This window comes from Bradyrhizobium sp. BR 10261, assembly GCF_019455395.1.
Classification (GTDB): domain Bacteria; phylum Pseudomonadota; class Alphaproteobacteria; order Rhizobiales; family Xanthobacteraceae; genus Bradyrhizobium; species Bradyrhizobium manausense.
Window position 1 is genome coordinate 142,789 of sequence record NZ_JACOFQ010000001.1, and the last position, 23,673, is coordinate 166,461.

General features: G+C 64.8%; 16 protein-coding genes, 1 tRNA gene and 2 pseudogenes. 9 read left to right on the plus strand and 10 right to left on the minus strand.

Annotated elements, in window-relative coordinates; genetic code table 11:
- Positions 1 to 131: 131 nt before the first annotated feature.
- On the minus strand, positions 132 to 893 hold the full coding sequence (locus HYH07_RS00740) for an enoyl-CoA hydratase-related protein (protein WP_220000648.1): 762 nt from the start codon (positions 891 to 893) through the stop codon (positions 132 to 134).
- Between the two features lie 269 nt (positions 894 to 1,162).
- On the opposite strand from HYH07_RS00740, the gene HYH07_RS00745 reads away from it, so the two are divergent.
- Complete coding sequence (locus HYH07_RS00745) at positions 1,163 to 2,398, plus strand: MFS transporter (protein WP_220000649.1); 1,236 nt, start codon at positions 1,163 to 1,165, stop codon at positions 2,396 to 2,398.
- Positions 2,399 to 2,538: 140 nt separating this feature from the next.
- Here the strand turns inward: HYH07_RS00745 and HYH07_RS00750 are convergent, their stop codons facing one another.
- Positions 2,539 to 4,317, minus strand: coding sequence for an acyl-CoA dehydrogenase (locus HYH07_RS00750; protein ID WP_220000650.1), 1,779 nt, complete (start codon positions 4,315 to 4,317; stop codon positions 2,539 to 2,541).
- A gap of 246 nt (positions 4,318 to 4,563) precedes the next feature.
- Here HYH07_RS00750 and HYH07_RS00755 point away from each other — a divergent pair.
- Positions 4,564 to 4,638: transfer RNA gene (locus HYH07_RS00755), tRNA-Gln, on the plus strand.
- An 11-nt stretch (positions 4,639 to 4,649) separates the two neighbouring features.
- Here the strand turns inward: HYH07_RS00755 and HYH07_RS00760 are convergent.
- The 5 genes from HYH07_RS00760 to HYH07_RS00775 form a co-directional block, all read right to left on the minus strand.
- A complete protein-coding gene (locus HYH07_RS00760; protein WP_312016617.1) occupies positions 4,650 to 5,426 on the minus strand; it encodes an ABC transporter permease in 777 nt (258 codons plus the stop codon).
- Positions 5,427 to 5,443: 17 nt separating this feature from the next.
- Positions 5,444 to 5,776: a hypothetical protein gene (locus tag HYH07_RS36685; RefSeq protein WP_312016618.1), complete on the minus strand. Its 333-nt coding sequence runs from the start codon at positions 5,774 to 5,776 to the stop codon at positions 5,444 to 5,446.
- A 1-nt stretch (position 5,777) separates the two neighbouring features.
- Positions 5,778 to 8,516 carry a ribosome-associated ATPase/putative transporter RbbA gene (gene rbbA / locus HYH07_RS00765; RefSeq protein ID WP_220000651.1) on the minus strand — a complete coding sequence of 913 codons (2,739 nt, stop codon included), beginning with the start codon at positions 8,514 to 8,516 and terminating at the stop codon, positions 5,778 to 5,780.
- Positions 8,503 to 9,414, minus strand: a complete 912-nt coding sequence (locus tag HYH07_RS00770; RefSeq protein WP_220000652.1) for an HlyD family secretion protein — start codon at positions 9,412 to 9,414, stop codon at positions 8,503 to 8,505. The genes rbbA and HYH07_RS00770 overlap by 14 nt, the downstream gene beginning before the upstream one ends.
- A 228-nt stretch (positions 9,415 to 9,642) precedes the next feature.
- On the minus strand, positions 9,643 to 10,530 hold the full coding sequence (locus HYH07_RS00775; protein WP_220000653.1) for a VOC family protein: 888 nt from the start codon (positions 10,528 to 10,530) through the stop codon (positions 9,643 to 9,645).
- A 171-nt stretch (positions 10,531 to 10,701) separates the two neighbouring features.
- On the opposite strand from HYH07_RS00775, the gene HYH07_RS00780 reads away from it, so the two are divergent.
- Positions 10,702 to 11,889 carry a CaiB/BaiF CoA-transferase family protein gene (locus tag HYH07_RS00780; RefSeq protein WP_220000654.1) on the plus strand — a complete coding sequence of 396 codons (1,188 nt, stop codon included), beginning with the start codon at positions 10,702 to 10,704 and terminating at the stop codon, positions 11,887 to 11,889.
- Between the two features lie 285 nt (positions 11,890 to 12,174).
- On the opposite strand, the gene HYH07_RS00785 is transcribed toward HYH07_RS00780, so the two are convergent.
- Positions 12,175 to 12,357, minus strand: coding sequence for a hypothetical protein (locus tag HYH07_RS00785; protein ID WP_220000655.1), 183 nt, complete (start codon positions 12,355 to 12,357; stop codon positions 12,175 to 12,177).
- Between HYH07_RS00785 and HYH07_RS00790 the strand changes: the two genes are divergently transcribed.
- The gene (locus HYH07_RS00790) at positions 12,356 to 15,463 is read left to right on the plus strand and encodes a DEAD/DEAH box helicase (protein ID WP_220000656.1); all 3,108 of its coding nucleotides are present in this window, start codon (positions 12,356 to 12,358) and stop codon (positions 15,461 to 15,463) included. The two genes, HYH07_RS00785 and HYH07_RS00790, sit on opposite strands and share 2 nt — an antisense overlap.
- Positions 15,464 to 15,493: 30 nt before the next feature.
- On the opposite strand, the gene HYH07_RS00795 is transcribed toward HYH07_RS00790, so the two are convergent.
- Positions 15,494 to 16,195, minus strand: a complete 702-nt coding sequence (locus HYH07_RS00795; protein WP_220000657.1) for a Crp/Fnr family transcriptional regulator — start codon at positions 16,193 to 16,195, stop codon at positions 15,494 to 15,496.
- 841 nt (positions 16,196 to 17,036) lie between these two features.
- Positions 17,037 to 17,435, minus strand: coding sequence for a response regulator (locus tag HYH07_RS00800; protein WP_220000658.1), 399 nt, complete (start codon positions 17,433 to 17,435; stop codon positions 17,037 to 17,039).
- Positions 17,436 to 17,526: 91 nt separating this feature from the next.
- On the opposite strand from HYH07_RS00800, the pseudogene HYH07_RS00805 reads away from it, so the two are divergent.
- The 5 genes and pseudogenes from HYH07_RS00805 (at position 17,527) to HYH07_RS00825 (ending at position 23,638) form a co-directional block, all read left to right on the plus strand.
- Positions 17,527 to 18,539: pseudogene (locus tag HYH07_RS00805) on the plus strand (chemotaxis protein CheB).
- 8 nt (positions 18,540 to 18,547) lie between these two features.
- A complete protein-coding gene (locus tag HYH07_RS00810; RefSeq protein ID WP_220000659.1) occupies positions 18,548 to 18,829 on the plus strand; it encodes a hypothetical protein in 282 nt (93 codons plus the stop codon).
- Between the two features lie 168 nt (positions 18,830 to 18,997).
- Positions 18,998 to 22,167, plus strand: a pseudogene (locus HYH07_RS00815) (CheR family methyltransferase).
- Entirely contained in the window at positions 22,167 to 22,913 is a 747-nt protein-coding gene (locus HYH07_RS00820; protein WP_220000660.1) for a Crp/Fnr family transcriptional regulator, read from the plus strand. The pseudogene HYH07_RS00815 and the gene HYH07_RS00820 overlap by 1 nt, the downstream one beginning before the upstream one ends.
- A 509-nt stretch (positions 22,914 to 23,422) precedes the next feature.
- Positions 23,423 to 23,638 carry a hypothetical protein gene (locus tag HYH07_RS00825; RefSeq protein WP_228749139.1) on the plus strand — a complete coding sequence of 72 codons (216 nt, stop codon included), beginning with the start codon at positions 23,423 to 23,425 and terminating at the stop codon, positions 23,636 to 23,638.
- Positions 23,639 to 23,673 lie beyond the last annotated feature (35 nt).

A 23,673-nucleotide genomic window follows, 5' to 3' on the forward strand; every position in this document is an offset into this window, starting at 1 on the left:
CTGTCATTCCGGGGCGCGACGAAGTCGCGAGCCCGGAATCCATTCATCCGCTAACTCTGCCGCCCCATGGATTCCGGGCTCGCGCTTCGCGCGCCCCGGAATGACGGCCATTCGCTGGGCGCTGGACAGTCTTACTTCTTCTTCTTCCTGTTCGCGAACGCATTGAACGCGGCAATCGCATCGTTGGACTTCAACCGCTCGCCGAACAGATGGGCCTCCTGGTCGATGCGGCGGGTCAGTTCCTCCGGCGGGGCGCGCAGCAGCTTGCGCGAGATTGCGACCGCCTCGGCCGGAAGCCGGCAGATCTCGCGCGCCACCTTGCGGGCTTCGACCTCGGTATGTCCCGGCGACACCACGGTGTTGACGAAGCCGGCAGCATGGGCCTCGGCGGCCGTGAAGCTGCGGCCCATCACCAGCATGGCGAAGGCGCGCTGGTAACCCATGGTGCTGGGCATCAGGAGGCTGGCGGCACCGACCGGAACGAGCCCGAGATTGATGTAGGGCGCCGAGAAGGTCGCGGCGTTCGAGGCGAGCACATAGTCGCAGTGAAACAGCATTACGGTGCCTATGCCGATCGAGGCACCGTCCACGGCTGCGATGATCGGCTTGACGTTGAGCGCCAGCGAATAGAGGAATTTGGCGCCGTCCGACAACGTCTCCGGACGCGCAGCGTCGGCATGCATGAAGTCGTCGATATCGTCGCCGGCGGTGAACACGCCGGAGCCGCCGGTGATGATCATGCAGCGGATATCGGGATTATTCTGTGCGGTGTCGATCGCCCGGCTCATCTCGCGATACATGTGCTGCGTGATCGCGTTCTTCTTGCCGGGACGGCGCAGGGTGATGACGCGTGTGCCGCGGTCGTCCGTGACGATGATATTGCCGTTCGGCATGAGCACTCCCTGCGCTCGCCGCGGCGCCTGCCGCTCGCGAGTCTTGCACGGCTCAGCCTACATGATCCCGCAGGCGTGCCAATCCTGTGGCTCAATCAATTCGGCAGTGATGCCGCTAAATGGTTGCATGACACCCGCCCGATGGCGTCGGGGGAACGACCCGGCAGCGCGATTTGCGCATTGCAACAATCGGCTACAACGTTTCATTTGAAAAACCGGTGGTTGTGCGTCACGATCAGCCGTTTCGTTCCTCAGGCCGATATTTGACGATGATCGCCGCAACGGAGGTTGACGAGTCCTCGCTGCGCTACCGCGGCTGGCGCGTGGTGCTGGCCTGTTTCCTGATGGCCTTCTTCATGTTCGGCTTTGGCCTCTACGGCCAGGGCGTCTATCTCGCCGAGCTCCAGCGCGCCCATGGCTGGCCGGGCACGCTGGTGTCCTCGGCCAGCACCTTCTCGTTTCTGCTGAGCGCCGTCCTTGTGATCTTTACCGACGATCTGCTCGTCCGCATCGGGCTGCGCGCCCTGATCCTGTGCGGGCTTGCGGCGCTCGGCGCATCGACCGCGCTGCTGGGATTGATGCAATTGCCCTGGCAGCTCTATCTGGCCTATGCCCTGATGTCGGTCGGCTGGACCGGAATGGGCTCGGTGGTGATCGCCACCGTGCTGAACGCCTGGTTCGAGCGACGGCGCGGGCTCGCGCTCAGCCTCGCCTTCAACGGCGCCACCTGCGGCGGCATCATCCTCGTTCCCGTTCTGCTGGCGCTGAGCACCAGCATCGGCTTCCGTTCGGCCATGCTGGCGGCGACCCTCGTGATGGTGGCGCTGGTCTTGCCGGTGGTCGTCGTCTTCACCGGCTGGCCGGCCGCCGTGTCGCTGCATGCAGCGGGACCCGTTTCAAGCGGCGAAGGCGCCGCGCGCCATTCGCGCCGGGCGCTGCTCGCCGCTGCATCATTCTGGACCATGGTGCTGCCGATCGCGATCGCGCTGCTGGCGCAGATGGGATTCATCATTCACCAGGTGACGTTCCTCGAACCATTGATCGGCCGCGCCAGTGCGGGCCTCGCGGTCACCATCATGGCCGCGATGGCGGTGATCGGGCGGCTCACGCTCGGCCTGTTCGTCGACCGGCTCGATCCGCGGCTTGCCTGCGCGGCGTCGATGATGAGCCAGGCGGCGGCCTTGCTCGTGCTCCTGCACAGCCAGAGCCCGATCGTGCTGCTGTTGTGCTGCGCCGTCTACGGCTTCTCGATCGGCAACATGATCACCTTTCCGCCCTTGATCATCCAGCGCGAGATCGGCAGTGCGGCGTTCGCGGCCGCGATGGGGCTGGGTACGTCGATCAGCGGCATCGTCAGCGCCTTCGGTCCCGGCATCGTCGGCCTCGTGCGCAGCGCGAGCGGCGACTACACCATGGCGTTTGCGATGTGCGTGGCGCTCGATGTGATCGCGGCCGGCATCGTGCTATGGCGGCCTGGGAAGCGGGCGGAGGTCGCGGCTTCGTAAGCGCGTAGGGTGGATTAGCGAAGCGTAATCCACCTCTTCTGTTCACGCGGCGGCACAAGCGGTGGGTTACGCCACGCAGATGCGCTCTGCGCATCTGCAGGGCTAACCCACCCTACGCACCGACGCTCGCGGCAAGCAGCTTACCCCAACAGCACCGCATCCGCCGCCGCGACCGACTCCGCGCTTTCCGTCACGGTGCGCTCGAGCGCGCCTGCCTGCACGGTGATGTTCTCGGCGAAGAAGCGCGCGAGCGAGACGTAGCGCGCCGCCTCGGTGTTGCCGTCGGCCTTCGCCGCGAGCGCCTCGGAGGCGAGCAGGCAGCCGCCGAGCGTCGAGCCGAACTGCTGCAGATACGGCGTCGCGCCGGCGAGCGCCTCGTTCGGCGCCGACGTGACGCGTTCGAGCAGCCACTTGCTGCTGCGCCTCAAGGCCTCCAGCGCCTCGCGCAGCTTTGCGCCGGTGGTGCCGAAGGCGGGGTCGTTGGAGGCCTCGACCTGTTTGACCGTGGCCGAGAGCTCCTCAATCAGCGCCCACACCGCCGCGCCGCCGTTGGCGGCAAGCTTGCGCGTCACGAGGTCGATCGCCTGGATGCCGTTGGTGCCCTCGTAAATCGTGGTGATGCGGGCATCGCGATAATGCTGCGCGGCGCCGGTCTCCTCGATGAAGCCCATGCCGCCATGGATCTGCACGCCGAGATAGGCAACCTCGTTGCCGATATCGGTGGAATAACCCTTTGCCATCGGTGTCAGCAGCGCCGCGCGTGCGGCCGCATCGGCGCGGACCTTCGGATCCCTGGCGCGCATGGACACGTCGAGCGCGACCGCTGTCGCATAGCAGATGGTGCGCGCGGCCGCGGTCTGCGCCCGCATCCGCATCAGCATGCGCTTGACGTCGGGGTGCACGAAGATCGCATCCGACCCGTCGCCCTTTTTGCCGACGGCGCGGCCCTGCTTGCGCTCCTGCGCATAGGCGAGCGCCTGCTGATAGGCGCGATCGGCGATGCCGACGCCTTCCAGGCCGACGCCGAGACGGGCCTGGTTCATCATCGTGAACATGCAGCGCATGCCCTGGTTCTCTTCGCCGATCAAAAATCCGATGGCGCCGCCATGGTCGCCCATGGTCATGGTGCAGGTGGGGGAGGCGTGCATGCCGAGCTTGTGCTCGACGCCCGAGGCAAAGATGTCATTGCGTGCGCCGAGCGAGCCGTCGGCGTTGACCATGAATTTCGGCACCAGGAACAGCGAGATGCCCTTGGTGCCCGCGGGGGCATCGGGCAGGCGCGCCAGCACGAAATGCACGATGTTGTCGGTCATGTCGTGCTCGCCATAGGTGATGAAGATCTTCGTCCCCTTGATGCGATAGGTGCCGTCGGCCTGCTTTTCGGCACGGGTGCGCAGCGCACCGACGTCGGAGCCCGCCTGCGCCTCGGTCAGCTGCATCGTGCCGGTCCATTCGCCGGTGACGAGCTTCTCCAGATAGATCTTTTTCAGCTCCTCGCTGCCATGCGCCTCCAGCGCCTCGATCGCCGAGGCCGTCAACAGCGGGCAGAGGCCGAAGGCGATATTCGACGCGCTCCAGATCTCGGTGCAGGCGGCGTTGATCGCCAGCGGCAGGCCCTGGCCGCCAAAGTCCTCGGAGCCCGAGACCGCGTTCCAGCCGCCGTCGATCCAGCGCTTGTAGGCGTCCGGCCAGCCCGGCGCCGTCGTCACCTTGCCGGCATCGAGCTTGATGCCGTGCTCGTCGCCGACCTTGTTCAGCGGCGCCAGCACGTCGGTTGCGAATTTGCCGGCCTCTTCCAGCACGGCGGCGGCAATGTCGGCGTCGAAATCGCCGTAATGGCCGGCCTCCACTGCGGCCTTGAGGCCGGCGCCATGGTTGAGCGACAGCAGCATGTCAGAAATCGGCGCGCGGTAGGTCATGGCAAACTCCCCGTGGACAGGTTTGCCGCCGTATTCCCATGAAATGGCTGAGGCCTCAATGGGTGCGATACGGGACCGCATCGGGCCTTCGCCCCCGCCTATATCAAGGTGTGGTGCGCCCGCGCCCCGGGCGGTGGTATTTTGCCCCTCCAGGCGGTTGAAATGCCGCGCCGCACCCTATAGACCGGCTGCGACCGAAGGGAATCTGCGGGTGCCAGCTCGCCCGGCCTTCCCGAGGTCACCTGATGGGGCGTAGCCAAGCGGTAAGGCAGCGGATTTTGATTCCGCCATTCGGAGGTTCGATCCCTCCCGCCCCAGCCAGCTTCCGAGACCTACTGCACCCGTGCCAGCATCCGGCGGAAACGGGCAAGTGCGGCCGCCAGGAAGATTGCGCCAAGCGCGACAATCGCGACGAGATGCGGCCAGACCTGGTCGATGCCGGCGCCCCGGCACAACACCGACTGCGTGAATTGCACGAAATGCACGGCCGGCGAAACCTGAATCGCGACCTGGAGCGGCTGCGGCATGGCTTCGAGCGGGGAGGCGCCGCCCGACAGCATGTTGAGGATGAGGAATACCGGGATCGCGAGCAGCGCGAACTGCGGCATGGTGTTGGCAATGGTCGCAAGCAGGATGCCGAGCGAGGCGATGGCGAAAAGATAGAGCACCATGCCGGCAACGAATAGCGGGATCGAGCCCGCGATCGGCACGTGCAATACGCCCTTGATCACGATGAGCAGCGACAACGTGCCGAAGAACGCCACCACCAGCGCATTGGCCCAGATCTTTCCGGCGGCGATCTCATGCGCGCGGACCGGCATGACCAGGAGATGTTCGATGGTGCCGCGCTCGCGCTCGCGGATGACCGCTGCGCCGACCAGCAGGATGGTCAGCATGGTCAGGTTCTCCACCAGCGCATTGATCGCCATGTGCCAGAAGCCTTCCAGGTTCGGATTGAAGAAGGCGCGTTCGACGCTGCGCACCGGCAGTTCGCGCGCGATGCCGCGGGAATGCAGATAGTTCGTCGTTTCCTGCTGCAGGATCGAGGACACGTAGCCGGCGCCGACTGCCGCCTGCGTCATGGCCGTGGCGTCGATGTTGAGTTGCACCGCCGGATCGCGCCGGTTCAGCACATCGGCCTGGAACCGTGGTGGATGTCGAGCACGAAGGCGTACTGACCTTCATCCATGAGGCGGTCGACGGCAGAGCGGTCGACCGGGACGGGCCGGCGGAAATAAGGCTGCAGCAGCGCGTCGGCGATGCGGGTGGACAGCACCGAACGATCGGAATCGACGATGGCGACCGGCGCGTTGTTGACGTCGGTCGTGATCCCCGTCGACTCGCTATAGACGCTGAACGAGAAGGAATAGACCACGAAGAAGGCCAGCACCACGTCGCTTGCGAGACTCGCGAGCTCCTTGACGCCGAGGCGGAATACGTTGGAGAGCCACCGGGTCATGTCAGCCGTCCTGCTTGCGCAACAAGAGGCTCGCCGCCACGAGATAGGCAAGTCCGAAGGCGAGCAGCATGAGATGATTCGGATAGAGTTCGACGAAGCCGCGCGCCTTGGTGATGGTGCCCAGCGAAATGTTCTGGAACCAGAGCGAGGGAAAGCTCATGCCGATGAAGCGACCGCTGCCCTGCAGGGCGGCGGCCGGGTAGAGGTAGCCGGAGAAATTGATCGCCGGGACGGTGCTGACGATGGCGGTGACGATGATCGCGGCGACCTGGCTGCGCACGAAGACGGACACCAGAATGCCGAAGGCAGTCGAGGCGAAGACATAGAGCATGCCGCCCAGCGCGAGCGCGGCAACCGAGCCCTTGACGATCACGCCGAAGGCAAGGCTCGCCAGCACCAGCAGGCTGACGAAGCTGGCGCAGCTGAACAGAATGTAGGGCAGCTGCTTGCCGAGCAGGAACTCCGCGACCGTCGCCGGCGAGGCGTAGAGATTGGTGATCGATCCGAGCTCGCGCTCGCGCACCACGCCGAGGGCGGCGAGCATCGACGGGAACAGCACCATGAAGATCATGACCAGTCCGGGCGTGAGCGCGAACACGCTGCGGAAATCCTGGTTGTAGCGAAAGCGCGGCTCGAGCGATGCCGCCAGAAGGTCCGGCACCGCGCCGCGGGTGCGGCGCGCGAGGTCTTCGACATAGGAGAGCACGATGCCGTCCACGTAGTTGCGTGTCGTCTCGGCGTGGAAGGGCGTGGCACCATCGAGGAAGAAGGCAACCTCGGGCTGGCGGCCGGCGACGAGATCGCGGCCGTAGCCGGGCGGGATGTCGATCACCAGGCGCAGGTCGCCAGCGCGCAGACGGCGATCGACCTCCGTCTCGTTGTGCAGGGGCGTCATCTGCCTGAAATAGCGCGAGGCGGCGAAGCTCTCGACCAGTTGCCGGCTGTCGGCACTATGGTCGCGATCGAGCACGGCGAAAGACAGGTTCTCCACGTCGAAGGTAATGCCGTATCCAAAGGTCAGAAGCAGCAGCAGCGGACCGAGCAGCGCAAAGCCCAGCCGCACCCAGTCGCGCTGCAGTTCGCGCATCTCACGGTAGCTGAAGGCCCACATGCGGCGCAGCGATGCAAGCAGGCTGGCCGTCGGCAGCGGACGGGCTGTCGCCGAATTCGTCCAGACGGCGCGCGCCCCTTCCTCCACCGTCCCCTCGGGATCGGCCTCTTCGAGATAGGCGATAAACGCGTCCTCCAGGCTGGCAGTGTCCTTGGCCTGCCGCAGCTCTGCCGGCGTGCCGACAGCAAGCACCTTGCCGGCGTGCATGAGGGAAATGCGGTCGCAGCGCTCGGCCTCGTTCATGAAGTGCGTCGATACGAAGATGGTCACGCCGTCGCGCCGGGACAATTCGCCGAGCAAGCGCCAGAACATGTCGCGCGCGGCGGGATCGACCCCGGAGGTCGGCTCGTCCAGGATCATCACCTCTGGGCGATGCAGGCATGCGGCTGCAAGCTGCAGCCGCTGCCGCATGCCGAGCGGCAGGCTCGGCGGCTTGCTGTTCGCCGCCTCGACCAGGCCGAAACGTTCCAGGGCCCGGTCGACAACTTGCTTCACCTCCGCTTCCGCAATACGATAGAGGCGCGCATCCAGCGCGAGATTTTCGCGGACCGTCAGCTCCTCGTAGAGCGAGAAGCCCTGCGACATGTAGCCGACGCGCAGGCGCGTGGAGAGGTCGCCCGCCTCGACGGGACGTCCGAGCAGTTCGGCGCGTCCCTCGCTGATGTCCAGCAGGCCGGTGAGCATCTTCATCGTCGTGGTCTTGCCGCAGCCGTTGGAGCCGAGGAACCCGAAGATCTCGCCCTGCCGGATGCTGAAGCTGACATGATCGACGGCGACGAAATCGCCGAAGCGGCGCGTCAGCCCCTCGGCCACGATGGCCGGCTTGCCGTCGGCGCTCGGCGGCAAAGGCGCGATGGGCGCCATCTCGGGTGCCACGCTGCCGCCGTGCAGCGCGATATAGGCCTGCTCGAAGTGCTGGGTTCCGGTCTGCTCGAGGAGCTCGGCCGGAGCGCCCTGTGCCAGCACGCGGCCGGCGTCGATGGCGACGACGTGGTCGAAGCGCTCGGCTTCTTCCATATAGGCGGTGGAGACCAACACCGTGAGCTGCGGACGCTGCGCGCGAATGTCGTCGATCAGCCGCCAGAACTGCCGCCGCGACAACGGGTCGACGCCGGTGGTCGGTTCGTCGAGGATGAGCAGGTCGGGATCGTGGATCAGCGTGCAGCACAGCGACAATTTCTGCTTCATGCCGCCCGAGAGATTGCCGGCCGGCCGGTCGAAAAACGGGGCAAGGCCGGTCGCTCTCAACAATTGCTTGATGCGTGCCGCGCGCTCGGCCCCTGACTGGCCGAACAGGCGGCCGAAATAATCGATGTTCTCGGCGACCGATAGGCTCGGATAGAGATTGCGCCCGAGGCCCTGCGGCATGTAGGCGATGCGCGCCATGATGTCGTCGCGGTGCGCGTGCGAGGCGATGTCGCCGCCAAGTGTCCGGATGCTGCCGGCCTGCAAGCGGCGTACGCCGGCGATCAGCGCGAGCAGGGTCGATTTGCCGACGCCGTCAGGCCCGACCAGCGCCGTGGCGTTGCCGGCGCGGACGGACAGCCCGATGTCGGCCAGCGCCGTTACCTCGCCGTAGCGGTGGGCAACCTCGCTGACCTCAACTGCGAAAGGCTCAGCCGGCGACATTGGGCAGCCGGATGGCAAGCCAGGCGGGCCAGGTCGCGTTCGGAATCACCTGGACATAGGCGTTGCCGCTGAGGCCGGCTTTGACATAGTCCCGGTAGGTGTCGAGCAGCTTCGGGTCGATGGCGAGCTTGACGCGGTACATCAGCTTCTGCCGCTCGTTCTGTGTCTCGACCGTCTTCGGCGTGAACTGAGCCTCGGCAGCGACGAAGGAGACGGTGGCGGGGAACACGGCGTTCGGAACCGAGTCGAGCACGATACGCGCCTGCGAGCCGAGTGCGATCCGGCCGCTGTCGCCGGTCGGCAGGAAGACGGTCATGTAGACGTCGGAGAGATCGAGGATCGTGACCACACGACCGCCTGCAGCGACCACTTCGCCGGCCTGCACCAGCTTGTACTCGACACGACCCGACACCGGCGTGTGCAATTCGGAATCGCTGAGCGTCGCCTCGATCTGCGCGACCTGGGCGTCGGCGGCCTCCCTGGCCGCATTGGCTTCGACCATCGCCGCGCGCGCACCCTCGATTTGTGCGGCGGCGACGAGGCTCTGTGCGCGGCGCCGTTCGAGATCGGCCCTGGTTCCGGCGGACGTCTGCTCCAGACGCGTCGCGCGCTGCGTCTCGATCTCGGCGAGGTCGTACTCCGCCTTGCGGATGTTGATGTCGGCCTCGGCATGGGTGGTGGAGGCTGCGGCGCGCTGAACCGCAGCCTTGGCGCCGGCAAGTTGTGCGCGCAGCTCCGTGGTATCGAGCGCGGCGATCAGCTCGCCCTTCTGGACGGCATCACCTTCCTTGACGCGGACTTGCGCCACCCGCCCGGGCAATTTGGAGGCGATGTCGACGCGCGTCACTTCGATGCGGCCGTTGGCGGTCGCAAGCCCGACAGGGGTCTGCACCGCCATCACTTGCGTCCAGTAGATATATCCGCCTGCAGCGAGCGTAAGCAGGGCGGCGATAGCAAATATCGCGGGGCCACGCATGTTGGGCACGATACCTCAATAGTCCGATCGAATGCTTTGAATAGCCCAAGCTCGTCGGAACAAATTGAGTTAGCTCAAGCAGGGCAACTCTTGGCTGGCCTTGCCCTCGGCTTTGGCGACCGATTTGCCCACCGCCCCGCCAGGTGCTCGCTACCCCTCGTATTGATCCGGTCCCATCGCCCACGACGTCTGGTCGTGACTGTGCGCGTAGTTGCGGTTGTTGACGGCGGGATTGCGATTGACCAGCGGCCGCATGAACATCGGGTGCGTCGCGCTGCGCACCTCGTGCTCGACGGTGAAGAGAGGCTTGCCGCTGTCGAGATCGATGATGTCGCAGAAGCGGTACTGATACTGATTGTCCTCGCGCGAGATCAAATCGCGCGCCAGCAGCTTGCGATAGGGGCCCGAGAAATCAGTGATGTACATCTGCACATGGTGGCCGTCATAGCCCGGCTGCGGCCGGTCGGTCTCGCGGAACAAGAGATGCTGGTCGCGGCCGGTCTTCACCGCGGCGACCTTGCCGTCACCGTTGCGCAAGGCCGCGGGCATGCCCATGACCTCAGGATAGAAGGCGCAGATCGCCTGCGCCGATCCCACCGGCACATCGAACGCGACATAGGGAATGCCGAGCGTGATGCGCCCGAAGCGCGCCGCGTCGGGTTCATGGACGCGAATTCGATTGCCCCAGGGGCAGGTCGCCTCGACATAATCATTGTGCTCGGCGTAGCTGAAGGCCGTGCCTTCGAGCTTGCCCTTGACCGAGGCCAGTCGCGCCAGCAGCGCCTCGCGTCCTTCGATGACGAGCCCGGTATGGCCGCGCAGCACCTGCGCCTTGCCGCTAGGCAGATGAAACTGGCTGCGTCCGGCATTGATCCACATGTTGGTGTCCGAGACCATCAGATAGGGATCGCGGGTCAGCCCGAGGCCGGTGACGTAGAACAGTGTGGCGAGGCGCTGATCCGGAACCGTGATGTTGACGTGCTCGAGATGAATGGCGTTGCCGAGATCTTCTGCGGATCGGTCGAATTGTTGCGGCATGGCTGTGTGTTCCCGGCTGGAGGGACTGCTGGCTCCATCCTAGAGCAGAATTTCCGCCAGCCGAAACACTTGCCCGATCACATCTTGCGAGCAAGGCAGGGTGCGGGCTGCCACCTTGCCGCGGCACCCATTCCCTGTAATCTGGCTGGAAAGAGATAAGGAACGAGGTCGATGGGAGGAGTTCTGGAAGGCGTGCGCGTCCTCGATTTCGGGCGCTATATCGCGGGTCCCTATTGCGCGACATTGCTGGCCGAGTTCGGCGCCGAGGTCATCAGGGTCGAGAAGCGCGACGGCAGTGAGGACCGCTTCGTGGCGCCGGTCGGCGAAGGCGGCGAGGGCGCCCTGTTCCTCCAGGTCAACCGCAACAAGAAGTGCATCACGCTCGATCCGATGACGGGCGAGGGGCAGGAGGTGATGCGCAAGCTGATCGCGACGGCCGACGTCGTCGTCGCCAATCTGCCGCCGCAAACGCTCCGCGCGATGCAGCTCGACTATGATTCCCTCAAGGCGATCAAGCCTGACATCATCCTGACGACGGCGACCGCGTTCGGCGGGCCGGGTCCCTGGTCCGATCGCGTCGGCTTCGATGGCGTCGGCCAGGTCATGTCGGGCTCTGTCTACATGACCGGCGCGGGCGATCCGCCATATCGCGCCGCGGTGAACTGGGTCGATTTCGGCACGGCACTGCATTGTGCCTTCGGGACGCTTGCCGCGCTGATCGAGCGCGGCAAATCCGGGCGCGGGCAGATCGTCGAGGGCGCGCTGCTGGCGACCGCTCTGTCCTTCACCAATGCGACGCTGATCGAGCAGGCGGTCATCAACGTCAACCGCGTGCCCACAGGCAATCTCGGCCAGACCGCGGCGCCCGCGGATATCTATCGCACCAAGGATGGCTGGGTGCTGTGCCAGGTCACGGGCCATCCGCTGTTCAAGCGCTGGGCCAAGCTGATGGGCGAGGAGGAGCTTTGGCTGAACGATCCGCGCTTTGCCGACGATATCGGCCGCGGCAACAACGGCCGTGTGATCAGCGAGCGGATGGCGCGCTGGTGCGCGATGCGCACCACACAGGAGGCGGTCGACACGCTCGGCAAGGCGATGATCCCGACCGGGCCGGTGCTGAGCCCGCAACAGGCGCTGGATCATCCACACATTCGCGCCGCCGGCTTCTTGCAGGACGTCGACTATCCCGGCTTGCCGAGGCAGGCCCCGGTCGCGCGCGCCGCCGTCAGGCTCTCGGAAACGCCCGGTGCGATCGCATCGCGCCCGCCGACGCTCGGCGAGCACACTGATTCCGTGCTGGCGGAACTGGGCTATGACAAGGCCGCGATCGCAGCGCTGCGGCAGAGCGGCATCATTTAGCCGAGACCTGATCACAGGAGTGGAAATAGGCCGGCGCGTCTGCTAGACGACTGGCGGCTCATCCTCGCGCATTGTGCGTTGGCCGGCGACCTCTGCGTCGCACGAGGTTTTTCGGAGAGGCGCATGTTCGTGCGCCCCATCCCATGTGCATGACCATTCGCAGCCGAATCATCATGAGCTCGGTGGCGGCTGGCATTGACGACCGCCCAAGACGACCGCCCAAGACGACTGCCCAAGACGACTGCCTAAGACGACTGCCTAAGACGAGAAACGGATTCACGTGCGTCATTCCAAGACATTCCGGCCCGCCAAGAACGCAGCAATCAAGAAAGCGGCAGTCAAGACTTCGCCCGGAAAGCGCGCGCTCGCAAACAGCCGGACAAGCAGGCGCCCGCCAGGCAAGGCTTCGCCGAAGCCGAGCAAGGGCGCGCAGCGCGCCACGATCTCCTCGTCGTCGCCGCTGGGCATGATGGCGCTGCATCTGCTGGCGCAGTGGAAAGAGTCTGGCCGCAGCGGTCTTGTGTTCCTCGCCGAGAGCGAGAACAGGGCGGAGCGGCTTGGCAGCGTCATTCACGCGCTGGACCCGACTTGCGAGGTGCTGGTGTTTCCGCGGCTGAACACCCTGCCGTTCGATCAGTTGGAACCATCGCGCGAGATCGCGGGCCGCAGAGCCTCGGTGTTGCGGCGTCTGGCGAAAGCCAAACAGCCGATCTTTCTCATCTCCACAGCTGAAGCCGTGATGGAGCGCCTGCCGGCGCCAGCGAGCCTGTTGCGCATGAACCTCAGCTTGAAGGTCGGCGGCCCCTTCTCCGAGAGCGAGCTTCGCGCCCGCCTGGAAGAGCTGGGCTATGATCTCGACGACGAGCCGGATTATCCGGGCGGCGCGCTGTTTCACGGCCAGACCTTCGAGATATTTCCCGCGGGCGCGCTGGGGCCGTTCCGGGTGGAGCATTCCGGGCGCACCATCAAGCGGATCGTGGCGTTCGACCCGCAACAGCACGACATCATTTTCGAGACAAAAGAGCTTCTCGTCGATCCCATGTCGGAGCGAACAGCCCTGTCAGGCGCGCGCGCCAGGCGTGCGACGCTGTTCGACTATTGCGGCAAGGCCAGGTGGATCGCGGATGCCGGCGTGCCTGATCATGCCGGTGCCTGGCTGAGCACGATCGAGGAGGCCGCAGGCCGCGCCGACAGGGAACGCGAATATCTCGGGCGAAGCGACTGGAAGCAGGCGACCCGCGGCATGAAGGTGCTGCCGCGCACCTCTCCGTTCCAGCCGACGCCGGAATTCTCGAAGCTGTCGTCCGCCAGGAAAGCCCTGCGCGCCTATGTCGAAGAGACCAGGCGCGCCGGCTCGCGCTTCATCTTCGTCGCCGCGCAGGAAGAGGATCTGCGCGTGATGGAGCGGATGAGCGGCGTCAGGACGGAGCGCATCGCCGATTGGGCGGCGGCCGAGGGCGCGCGCCATCGCGACGTGGCGCTGCTCGCCGATCTCGATGGCGGCTTCGTCATGCCAGGCAGGAAGCCTGCCGTGGTTCTGACCGCGACCGACGTGCTCGGCAGCCGCGCGCATCATCCGCAGCCGATGGCGCGAAGCTGGAGCGCGGCATTCGATCATGCCGACGTGCCGGAGCAGGGCACGGTGGTCGTGCATCTCCAGCGCGGCATCGGCGTGCTCGATGGCCTGCAGACCATAAACACCGGCGGCGGCGCCATGCGCGAGATGGTCAGGTTGTCGTTCGCCGGCGACGATGCGGTGCTCGTGCCGCCGTCTGACCTCGCGTTGATGTGGCCGTATTCTACCGAGCGCGGCAAGCTCGCGCTCGACAAGGCCGACGGCAGCACATGGTGGGCGCGCCGCAGCGCGGCCGAGCAGGAAATCCAGGCCGCCGGCAAGGTGCTTGCCAAGCACATCAGCCAGCGCAAGCGGCGCAAGGCGGCAAAGCTGGTGCCGCCGGGGGCGCCTTACGAAAAATTCGTCGCGCGCTTTCCCTATTTCACCACCATCGATCAGGCCAAGGCGATCCACGACGTGCTGGACGACCTCGCCTCCGGCCATCCCATGGACCGGGTGATCTGCGGCGACGTCGGCTTCGGCAAGACCGAGGTGGCGCTGCGCGCGGCGGCGGCCGTGGTGCTCTCGGGCAAGCAGGTCGCTATTGCGGTGCCGACCACCGTGCTGGCGCGGCAGCACGTCGCGACCTTCCGCAAGCGCTTTGCGCCTGTTGATATCGAGGTCGGCAGCCTGTCGCGCGCCACCTCGGGCGCGGAGGTCAGGGAGACCAGGGAGGGCCTGCGCAGCGGCCGGATCAAGGTCGTGGTCGGCACGCAGGCGCTGACGTCGAAGGACGTGAAGTTCGATGATCTCGGCCTCGTCATCATCGACGAGGAGCAGCATTTCGGTGCTGCCGAGAAGGCGAAGCTCTCGGGGCTTGCCAGGAATGCCCATACGCTCTGGATGAGCGCCACGCCGATCCCGCGCACGCTCGCGGCCGGCCTTGCCGGTTTCAGGGATCTCAGCGTCATTGCCTCGCCGCCGGTGCATCGCTTGCCGGTCGCGACCAAGATCGCGCCGCTGTCGGATGCTGCCATCGCCTCGGCCCTGCTGCGCGAGCAGCGGCGGCACGGGCAGAGCTTTTTGATCTGCCCGCGCATCCAGGACCTGGAGCCGATGCTGGCGCGGGTGCAGGCGGTCGCGCCCGATCTCAAGATCGTCTGCCTCCACGGCAAACTGCCGGCCGACGAGATCGACGAGCGCATGATGACCTTCGTCGAAGGCAAGGCCGACGTGCTGCTGGCCACCAACATCGTCGAGAGCGGCCTCGACATCCCGCGCGCCAACACCATCGTGGTGTGCTGGCCGGAGAATTTTGGTCTGGCCCAGCTGCACCAGCTGCGCGGGCGTGTCGGCCGCGGCGGCATCCGCGCCTTCGCCTATCTCCTGACCGAGTCGGCCTCGGGGCAATCAGAAAAGCGGCTCGCGGTGCTGGAGGAGTTCAGCCGCCCGGGCGCCGGCTTTGCCATCAGCGAGCGCGACCTTGATCTGCGCGGCGCGGGCGATCTGTTCTCGGAGCAGCAATCCGGCCATGTCCAGGTGTTCGGCCCGGTGCTCTACAGCCACCTCCTCAAGATGGCCTCGGAGAAGGTCGACGACGGCATGTCCGTGGTGTGGGTGCCCGATCTCAACCTGCCGATCGCCGATATGCTGCCCCCGAGCTACGTGCAATCGGCGCCTGTGCGGCTCGAGCTCTATGCCCGCGCCGCGCGCTGCGCCAGCGAGGACGATCTCGACGATCTCGAAGAGGAGACCTCGCGCCGCTTCGGACCCTTGCCGCAGGCCGCCCGCGATTTCTTTGCAGCAGCGCGGCTGCGGCTGGACTGCAAGCGCCGCGGCATCATTCGCCTCGACGTCGGGCAAAGCGCGGTGGCCGCGACGTTCCTGCCGGGACGGCTGCGGAAGTCCAAGGGCAAATCGCTGCAGCGCGACGGCGATCGCGTCGTCTATCACAGCCCGATGCGCGATGCCCCGTTCGAGCGGGTCGAAGAGTTGCTGGAGCTTCTCGACGAGTCGTGAGCGCCGCCCGAGTTGTCTATATGCGATGCTTCAACGTAGGTATTCTTGGTTGAACTCTGCAATGAACTCCAGCTCTGCACGTTGCAGCAACTCTAGCGTTTGGCCTTGCCAGTCAATCAGGCGGCGGCGACGGAGTTCTTGAATTGTGCAGTTGATGTGCACTGTCGAAAGGCCGCAAGCATCGGCAAGGTCAGCTTGAGTGAATGGCAAATTCATTTTGCCATTCTCCGCCAGCCCGACTCTTTGCAGTCGTGTTGAGAGTTCGCAGAGCAAGTGGGCAACTCGCGGAAGTGCAGCGCGTGCGCCGAGGTTCTCGACCCATTCTCGATAAATTGCCGCCTGTATAACCGACTCTCCCCAAAGGGCATAGGTTAGCCCAGGGAAATCCCGCAACACCTGTCTGAGCGCAACGTGGCCGACAGTGGCGATGATGGAGGGACCGGTGCTGCACAGGTCGTGATCCATCATTGGCACATGCAAGCAGTGGAGGTTCGGGATGTCTCCGGGTACGTAGAAGGCGGATATCTGATTTCGTTCTGAAATCACCCGCTGCCGAGACAAGAAACCGCTCATTAACACCGTGCAGCCGGAGGGGCGTTCACCCTGATGCACAGCAATGTCTCCGTCCGCCAGATTGCGCACGGCATAGGGCAATCCAGCTAACGCTTTCTGCTCCGCCTCCGACAGCCTGCTAACTGCAAGCAAACGTCTAATGAGATTTTGGTGCGGCATGACGGCGCTCCCTTGAAATGCAGGCGGGAGCTCGCTCGGTCTCTCAGCCACCGACGCCTACGGGACAGAGCCTCGGCCAGTGATCGTGAAACAATACGCCAGCACAACCGGAGGGCACATTTAGCTATGTTAACATTAGGCTCGGCTTCCTCTCTCGAAAGAGGCCTCCCACCCGTGGCGGCCTCTTTCGGCGCTGCTCAATAAACTCAAGGCTATTGCCGGATCGTTCGGCATGGCAGTGCTTCTGAAGAGACGGGGTAGCTGTGAGCTACGCTTACGCGTGATCGGGGCGGTCGCAGCTTCGGCGGCTCGGGCAGGCATTCCGCTGGCGTTACGATAGACGAGGCGGCTGATCCTGGCTATTAGCTGGCGGCCGGAGCTCTTGCGAACTAACGCGGCGCGCTATCTCTCTATTCTCGGGAGGGAATGCCTCTTGAGTCTTGCGACCTAAAAACGTGTTTGGCGGTGGGGCCTCGCGGAGCAGCTCGATCGATCGAGCCGCAGCGGCCCGGGCCTGTGCGATTTGCCTGGACAGATAAATGCGCGAATGCGCGTGGTGGTCCGCCATGACGGCGCTCCTTCGCTTGGTAGGCGGGAGCGCTGCTATCGGTCTCTCAGCCACCGACGCCTACGGGCAGAGCCACGGCCGGTGATCTGGTGACGGTGGCCTAATTCGGCTGGAAAGCGAGTCCTTTATTTCCGATGCGAAACGGAACGCTTCGTCTTGGACTGGAACGACCCGTCCCCAGAAAATTGCACGCTGGTTAAGGACATCTGGTCGAATGGCGTCCGCGATAACAACAATCGCGAAGGCCGTGATTGATCAACTCAAAAGAGAGCGCTACATCTTGTGCGAGCCGATCAGTCCGCCGAGTCCGCGGATCATTGACGCGATGTCGATCGGCTTCTCCCAGAGCGTCACGTCCTGGAATTGGGGTGCGATGCTCACCGGGTCGTAGCCTGTCGTGAACACGAACGGCACGTGGCGTGTCCTGAGCTCTTGCGCAATGGGATAAATCGTCTCGCTGCGAAGGTTCACGTCGAGCACCGCGCCGTCGATCATCGAGCCGTCGTGGAGGATGCGCAGCGCATCCTCGACTTCGCCAACCGGTCCGGCGACCTCGGCGCCGGCCGATCGCAGGGCACGGCCGATATCGTCAGCGAGGTAATATTCGTCCTCGACGACGAGGACTCGGCGTCCCGATAGCGGCCCGCGCTCATGCGACGACGTTGGCATCATCGGCAGGTTTTCCTCCGCTGCCCGAAAGACATTGGAACATACGGCCAAGGGCCGCCTTGGTGCAAACGAAGCAGGAGATGGCGGGTTCCCGATGAGCAACCGCGACATCATTGTCATCGGTGGCTCCGCCGGCGCCACCGCCCCGTTGAAGCAGATCTTGGCCGGGCTTCCGCACGACTTGCCGGCCGCCATCTTCATCGTGCTGCACATTCCCGCGCAGGGTATCGGCATCCTGTCGACCGTGGCCGCCGCTGCGGGGAGGCTGCCGGTTCATCAGGCGGTTGACGGCATGGCCTTCGAGCGCGGCCATGTCTATCTGGCTGCACCCGACCACCACCTTCTGCTGTCGGGAACGCACATCCGGCTTGGGTGTGGCCCGCGCGAGAACATGGTCCGTCCGGCGATCGACGCCCTGTTCCGCTCCGCGGCCGTGCACCACGGTCCCCGCGTCATCGGGATTGTCCTCAGCGGCCTGCTCTCGGACGGCGCTGCCGGGCTCCATGCCATCAAACGCTGCGGCGGAATGGCGCTGATCCAGGACCCCGCCGACGCGATTTCGCCGGAAATGCCGCAGCGCGCGCTGGGGGCGACGCGACCATCGCCGATCTCTGCGTTCCGGCTGCAAGACTCAGCGATATCCTGTCCGATCTCGCGCAGGAGGCGCCGGGGACCGCGCTGCCGGTGGCTCCCGACATCCGCCTGGAGGTCGAAATCGCGGCCGGCGAAAGAATCGGGGCAGGAAGCCTCACCAAGATTGCGGATCCTGCAGCGCTGACCTGTCCGAGCTGCGGCGGGGTTTTATCCCTGTTGAAAGGTGGCCGGCCCATGCGCTTTCGCTGTCAGGTCGGCCATGCCTATACCGCCGACGCGCTCGCCAAGGAGCAGGAGGGAGAGGTTGACGAGGCACTGCGTGTGGCGCTGCGGATCATCGAAGAGCGCGCCGAGCTGGTGCAGCGCATGGCGGACGATGGAAGGCGCAGCGGTCGGCCCGCGGTCGCCGAAATGTACGATCTGCGCGCCGCCGAATATCGCGAATATGCCGACATGATCCGGCGGGTCGTGCTACAATCGTTCGATCCGGCGATCCGCCCGCGACAGACTTAAGGCGCGACATGGCGATCTCCCTTGCCGAGCGGACCGAGCAACTCCACGCCGAGCAGCGCCTTCTCGTGAAGGCGGATGCCGACATCGACGAAGGTTGGCTGCGGATTCGCAACCAGGAGGATCTGGTGCGCAAGCTGCGGGCCGGGGGGCACGACTCGCGCCATGCGGAAAGACTGGTCGATCTGTTGAAGCAGACCCTCGTCGAATGGGAGCGGCACCGCGCCCTGATCGTCCAGCGGGTCAACTACCTCCAAAGTGAGGTCGATTCCGCGCCACCGCCGGCCCGCTGATCGCCTCGATTTTCAGGGCAGCCGATCAGCCTCTCCCCCTTGTCTTATGATCCCCTCCAGGCGGAACACGAAGCTATTTCCGCCATTTGGCTGTTGGGATAGGCTGATTTTCTGATATCTGCGGACGGCTGAATTGCCTGGATCCCGAGAACGAGAGTAACGGCCATTATGAATGAAGTTGCCACTGCGTCGGGCGATGGAGAGCGGCAGGGCAAGGCGCCACTGATTATCGGGGTTGGTGCCTCCACCGGCGCCATCGACAGCATCGAACGCTTCTTCGCAAAGCTTGCTCTTGGGGACGACCAGACGGTCGTGCTCGTGCTTCAGCACCGCGAGGCGCTCGCGGACGAGCGGCTCAGGGCCCTGATTCAGCGCGCGGAGGGAGTCCGGCTTTCCGAGCCCCGCGACGGGGCGGCGATCGAAGGCGGAACGATCTACCTCAGCCCGGTTGCCATGATTACCACGATCCAGGGCGGTCGTTTTGCCGTGCGCAAGGCGGAGCAGGGGCCCGGCGAGCGGGCCACCATCGACAGCTTTTTGGTGGCGCTTGCGGAAGAGCGCGCCGAGCAATCCATTGGTGTGCTGCTGCACGGGACCGACGGCGACGGCACGCTGGGTGCGGCCACCCTGAAGGACCATGGCGGCTTGGCGATCGCCGAAAAAGTGGCCGACGACGATTCCGAGCATCTCGTCGACAGCAACAGACCAGCCGCTATCGCCGATTATGTGCTGCCGCCGGAAGACATTCCGGAGCATATCCAGATCTATGCGCGCCATCTGCGGCGCCTGGAGGAGAAGCACGGCTTTGACGAGGTGCTGGCGGCCGCCGCGACCTCGCTGTCGCGTATTGCCGACATTCTGCGCAACAAGACCGGCAACGACTTCCATGGCTACAAGCAGAACACCTTCCTGCGCCGCGTCCAGCGCCGCATGCAAGTCGTGCAGATCGAGGAGATCGGCTCCTATGTCGATTTCCTCAGGAACGACAAGGATGAGGCCCAGCATCTCTTCAACGATCTTCTGATCGGCGTCACCGAGTTCTTTCGCGACAAGCGGGAGTTCGAGGTGCTGGAATCCCAGATCATTCCAAATGATCTTCCAGAACAAGGCCGCCGGGCAACAGGTTCGCGTCTGGGTGCTCGGCTGCGCGACCGGCGAAGAGGCCTATTCGATCGGCATCCTGCTGCGGGAGCATATGGCGACGCTGGAGGCCGCCCCGCAGGTCCAGATCTTCGCGACCGACATCGACGGACGGGCGCTGGCGACCGCGCGCGTCGGCCGCTACCGCACCAATATCGAGCATGACATGAGCGCCGAGCGCCTGGTGCGCTGGTTCGTGCGCGAGGGCGACACCTATTGCGTGGTCAAGGAGCTCAGGGAGATGTGCATCTTCTCCCAGCACAACGTGATCAAGGACGCGCCGTTCTCCAAGCTCGATCTGGTATCCTGCCGCAACCTCCTGATCTATCTCAACGCCGAGCTGCAGAACCGCGTCATCCCCCTGTTTCACTTTGCGCTGCTGCCTGAGCGCTATCTGTTCCTCGGCAATTCCGAGAACGTGACGCGGCATCCGAAACTGTTCGCGCCGGTCGACCGTCGCGCCCGTATCTTCAAGAAGCTGGATACCGGCACGCGGCTGCCGCCGGAATTCCCCATCTCGACCACCGCGGGCCGCGTTCCGGTCGAGTTGCCAGCGGTTCGTTCGTTCGGACCTGACGTCGGGCTGGAGCGCCGCGCCCAGCGCATCGCCGAGCGTTACGCGCCGGCCTATGTGATCACGGACGATAATTTCCAGATCCTGCATTTTTCCGGTCGCACCGGCCGCTATATCGAGCCGACGGCGGGGGCTGCCTCGCTCGACCTGCTCCAGCTTGTGCATCGCGACCTCAGGCTGGAGCTCCGCACGGCGCTCAGCCGCGCCACCGAGACCCGGTGAATCCGCCCACGCCGAACAGGTCCAGCTCGGCGTCAACGGCCACCGTGTTCTCGTCGACATCACCGTGGAGCCGTTCCAGGATGGCCCGGACGGCCACCGTAGTTTCGTCGTGCTGTTCAAGGATGGACCGGCGCGCGGACTGGAAGCAAGCGACAGCAGTCCGGGCAGTCTGGTGCGAACCGAGCATGTCGAGCGGCTTGAGAGCGATTTGCGCGCCACGCGCGAGCGCCTCCAGGCGACCATCGAAGAGCTTGAAAGCACCAACGAGGAGCTGAAATCCTCCAACGAGGAGTACCAGTCGCTCAACGAGGAGCTGCAATCGGCGAACGAAGAGCTCGAAACCTCGCGGGAGGAATTGCAGTCGGTCAATGAAGAGCTGACCACGGTCAATGGCGAACTCGCCCACCGCGTCCAGGAGTTGACCCGCGCCACCAGCGATCTGAAGAATTTCCTCGAAAGCACGCAGATCGCGACCGTCTTCCTGGACAACGATCTGCGCGTGATGAACTTCACGCCGGCGATCACCCAGATCCTGCATTTGGTCGAGACCGATGTCGGCCGTCCCATCGCGCACATCAAGGCCCGTATTCCGATCGAGGAGCTCTACGACGATGTCCGTCGCGTGCTGCGCACGCTCGCCAGCGCCGAGCGCGAGCTGACCGCGCCGGACAGCGGCACGCGCTATATCGTCCGGATCCTGCCCTATCGCAGCATCGACAATTTCATCGCCGGCGTGGTCATCACCTTCATCGACGTCACCGCGATCACGCGCGCGGAAGAGCGACAGCGGCTGCTGCTGGCCGAGCTGCAGCACCGCGTCCGCAACACGCTCGGCGTTGTCAGGTCGATCGCCCGTCGTTCGGCCGAGACCAGCTCCACCGTCGAGGAATATTCCGCGCATCTCGACGGCCGGCTGAACGCCTTTGCGCGAACGCAAGCGCTGGTAACCCGCGATCCCGAGGGCGGTGTCGATCTCGAATATCTCGTCGTCGAGGAGTTGCTTGCCTATAATGCCCGCGAGGGTGAGCAGATGCGCGTGTCCGGCCCTGCGGTTCGTTTCCAACCCAAGGCCGCCGAAACCTTCGCGCTGGCGATCCACGAGCTTGCGACCAATGCGCTCAAATACGGCGCGCTCGGCCACCCCATGGGCCGCCTCGAAATCTCCTGGCGCATCGATGAAGCCGCCGACCCTGCGCAGTTGCTGTTCGAATGGCGCGAGCGAGGCGGACCGCCGGTGGCCCAGCCAATGCGGAAAGGCTTTGGCTCGGAGCTGCTGGAGCGGACGCTGGCGTTCGAGCTGAAGGGGCAGACGATGATGGCCTTCAACGCCGCAGGCTTCGTGTGCCAGATTGCAATTCCCCTGACCAAGCGAACCTTTCACACGCCTTCGATGGACGGCTGATGCGCTCCCACGGCAACGAAGGAGGATTGGCACAGGCGGCCGTTCGCCGCCTCAACATGTTGCGGCCCTTGTCGGAGGACGCTGTTGCGGCACTCGAGCAAGCCATTTTCGAGGGTCTGTTCCGGGCCGGTGCGGGAGAAGATCTGGTCGCAGAGGGCGATCCGATCGACAGCGTCAGGGTGGTGCTCTCGGGCTGGCTGTTCCGGCACAAGACGCTCGAGGACGGTCGTCGCCAGATCGTCAACTTCATCCTGCCCGGCGAGACCTGCGACGCGCACGCCTACCTTCTGCCTGCCATCGACCATTCGATTACGACGGCGACGCCGGTTGCCTATGCCGAGATCAAACGTCCCCGCTTCGAAAAGCTGATGGCAAGCGAGCGCACGCTTGCCGAAGCGTTCATGTGCGAGACCGTTCTGAACAACGCGATCCAGCGCGAATGGGCGATCAATCTCGGGCGGCGCGTGGCCCTGGAAAAAGTCGCTCATTTGTTCTGCGAGATTTACGAGCGGCTTCGCCCCGTCGGCCTGGTCGACGGCAATTCGTGCAGCTTTCCCGTGACCCAGCTGGATTTGGCGGACGCGACCGGGCTTTCGGTTGTCCACCTCAACCGCACGATCCAGGAGCTCAGGGCAGCTAGGCTGATCACGCTGCGAGAGCGGACACTCACGATCCCGGATCTCGATGCGCTCAAGAGCGCGGCGCTGTTCTCCCCCGGGTATCTGCAGGTCTACCGGGGCGACTGAGCAGGCATCAGCTTACGTCCTGCGCTTGCCCGCCGCTGTCGAGGCGGTGGGAAGGACTACAATCCGCCGCTTGCCCCGACTGCGCATTAAAGCAGGTGAATCCCGGCGCCCGCGTCGTGCGCTCAAAAATTCCCACCCGTTAACCTATGAAAATGCCGGAACCGGTCTCGCGCTCGAAGCTGCAAACCCTGCCGGTTCAGTTGGTTCTCGGCGGGCAAGGTAGGGGCCCCGGCGCAAGACCTCCTCGCCGGGGCCAGCTCGTTCGATGATCTGTCTCGTAGGTGTTCGATGACGGCCAAACGTAACCGAAGGAAACAAACGCAATCGCTCCAGGAACGATTGATGGCATTCGCAAATAGCGCCAAGGAGCGCGCCCGCCACATGCCGCCCGGCAAGGAGCGCAAGATTCTGCTGGAGCGTGCCAAGCAGAACGAGGTGGCCTCTGATCTGACCAATTGGCTGAGCGCGCCAGGTTATAGAAGGCCAAGCTACAGACGGCACGGAGGGGCATGATGCAATCCGTCAAGCACTATCGCGCCTTCCAGATCGATCCCGACGGTCACGTGTTCGGCTGCATCAATCTCGTTTGCGGTGATGACGAGGATGCCAGGCGCCAGGCCGCGGCTCTCGTGCTGGTCCACCGCATCGAGCTGTGGCGTCTGGACAAACGAATCGCGCGGTTCGACCAGCCCGGCGAGTTCGGGCCGCCACCGGTCCTCAGCTAGACATGATCCGGAAAAGCGCGAAGCGGATTTCCGAA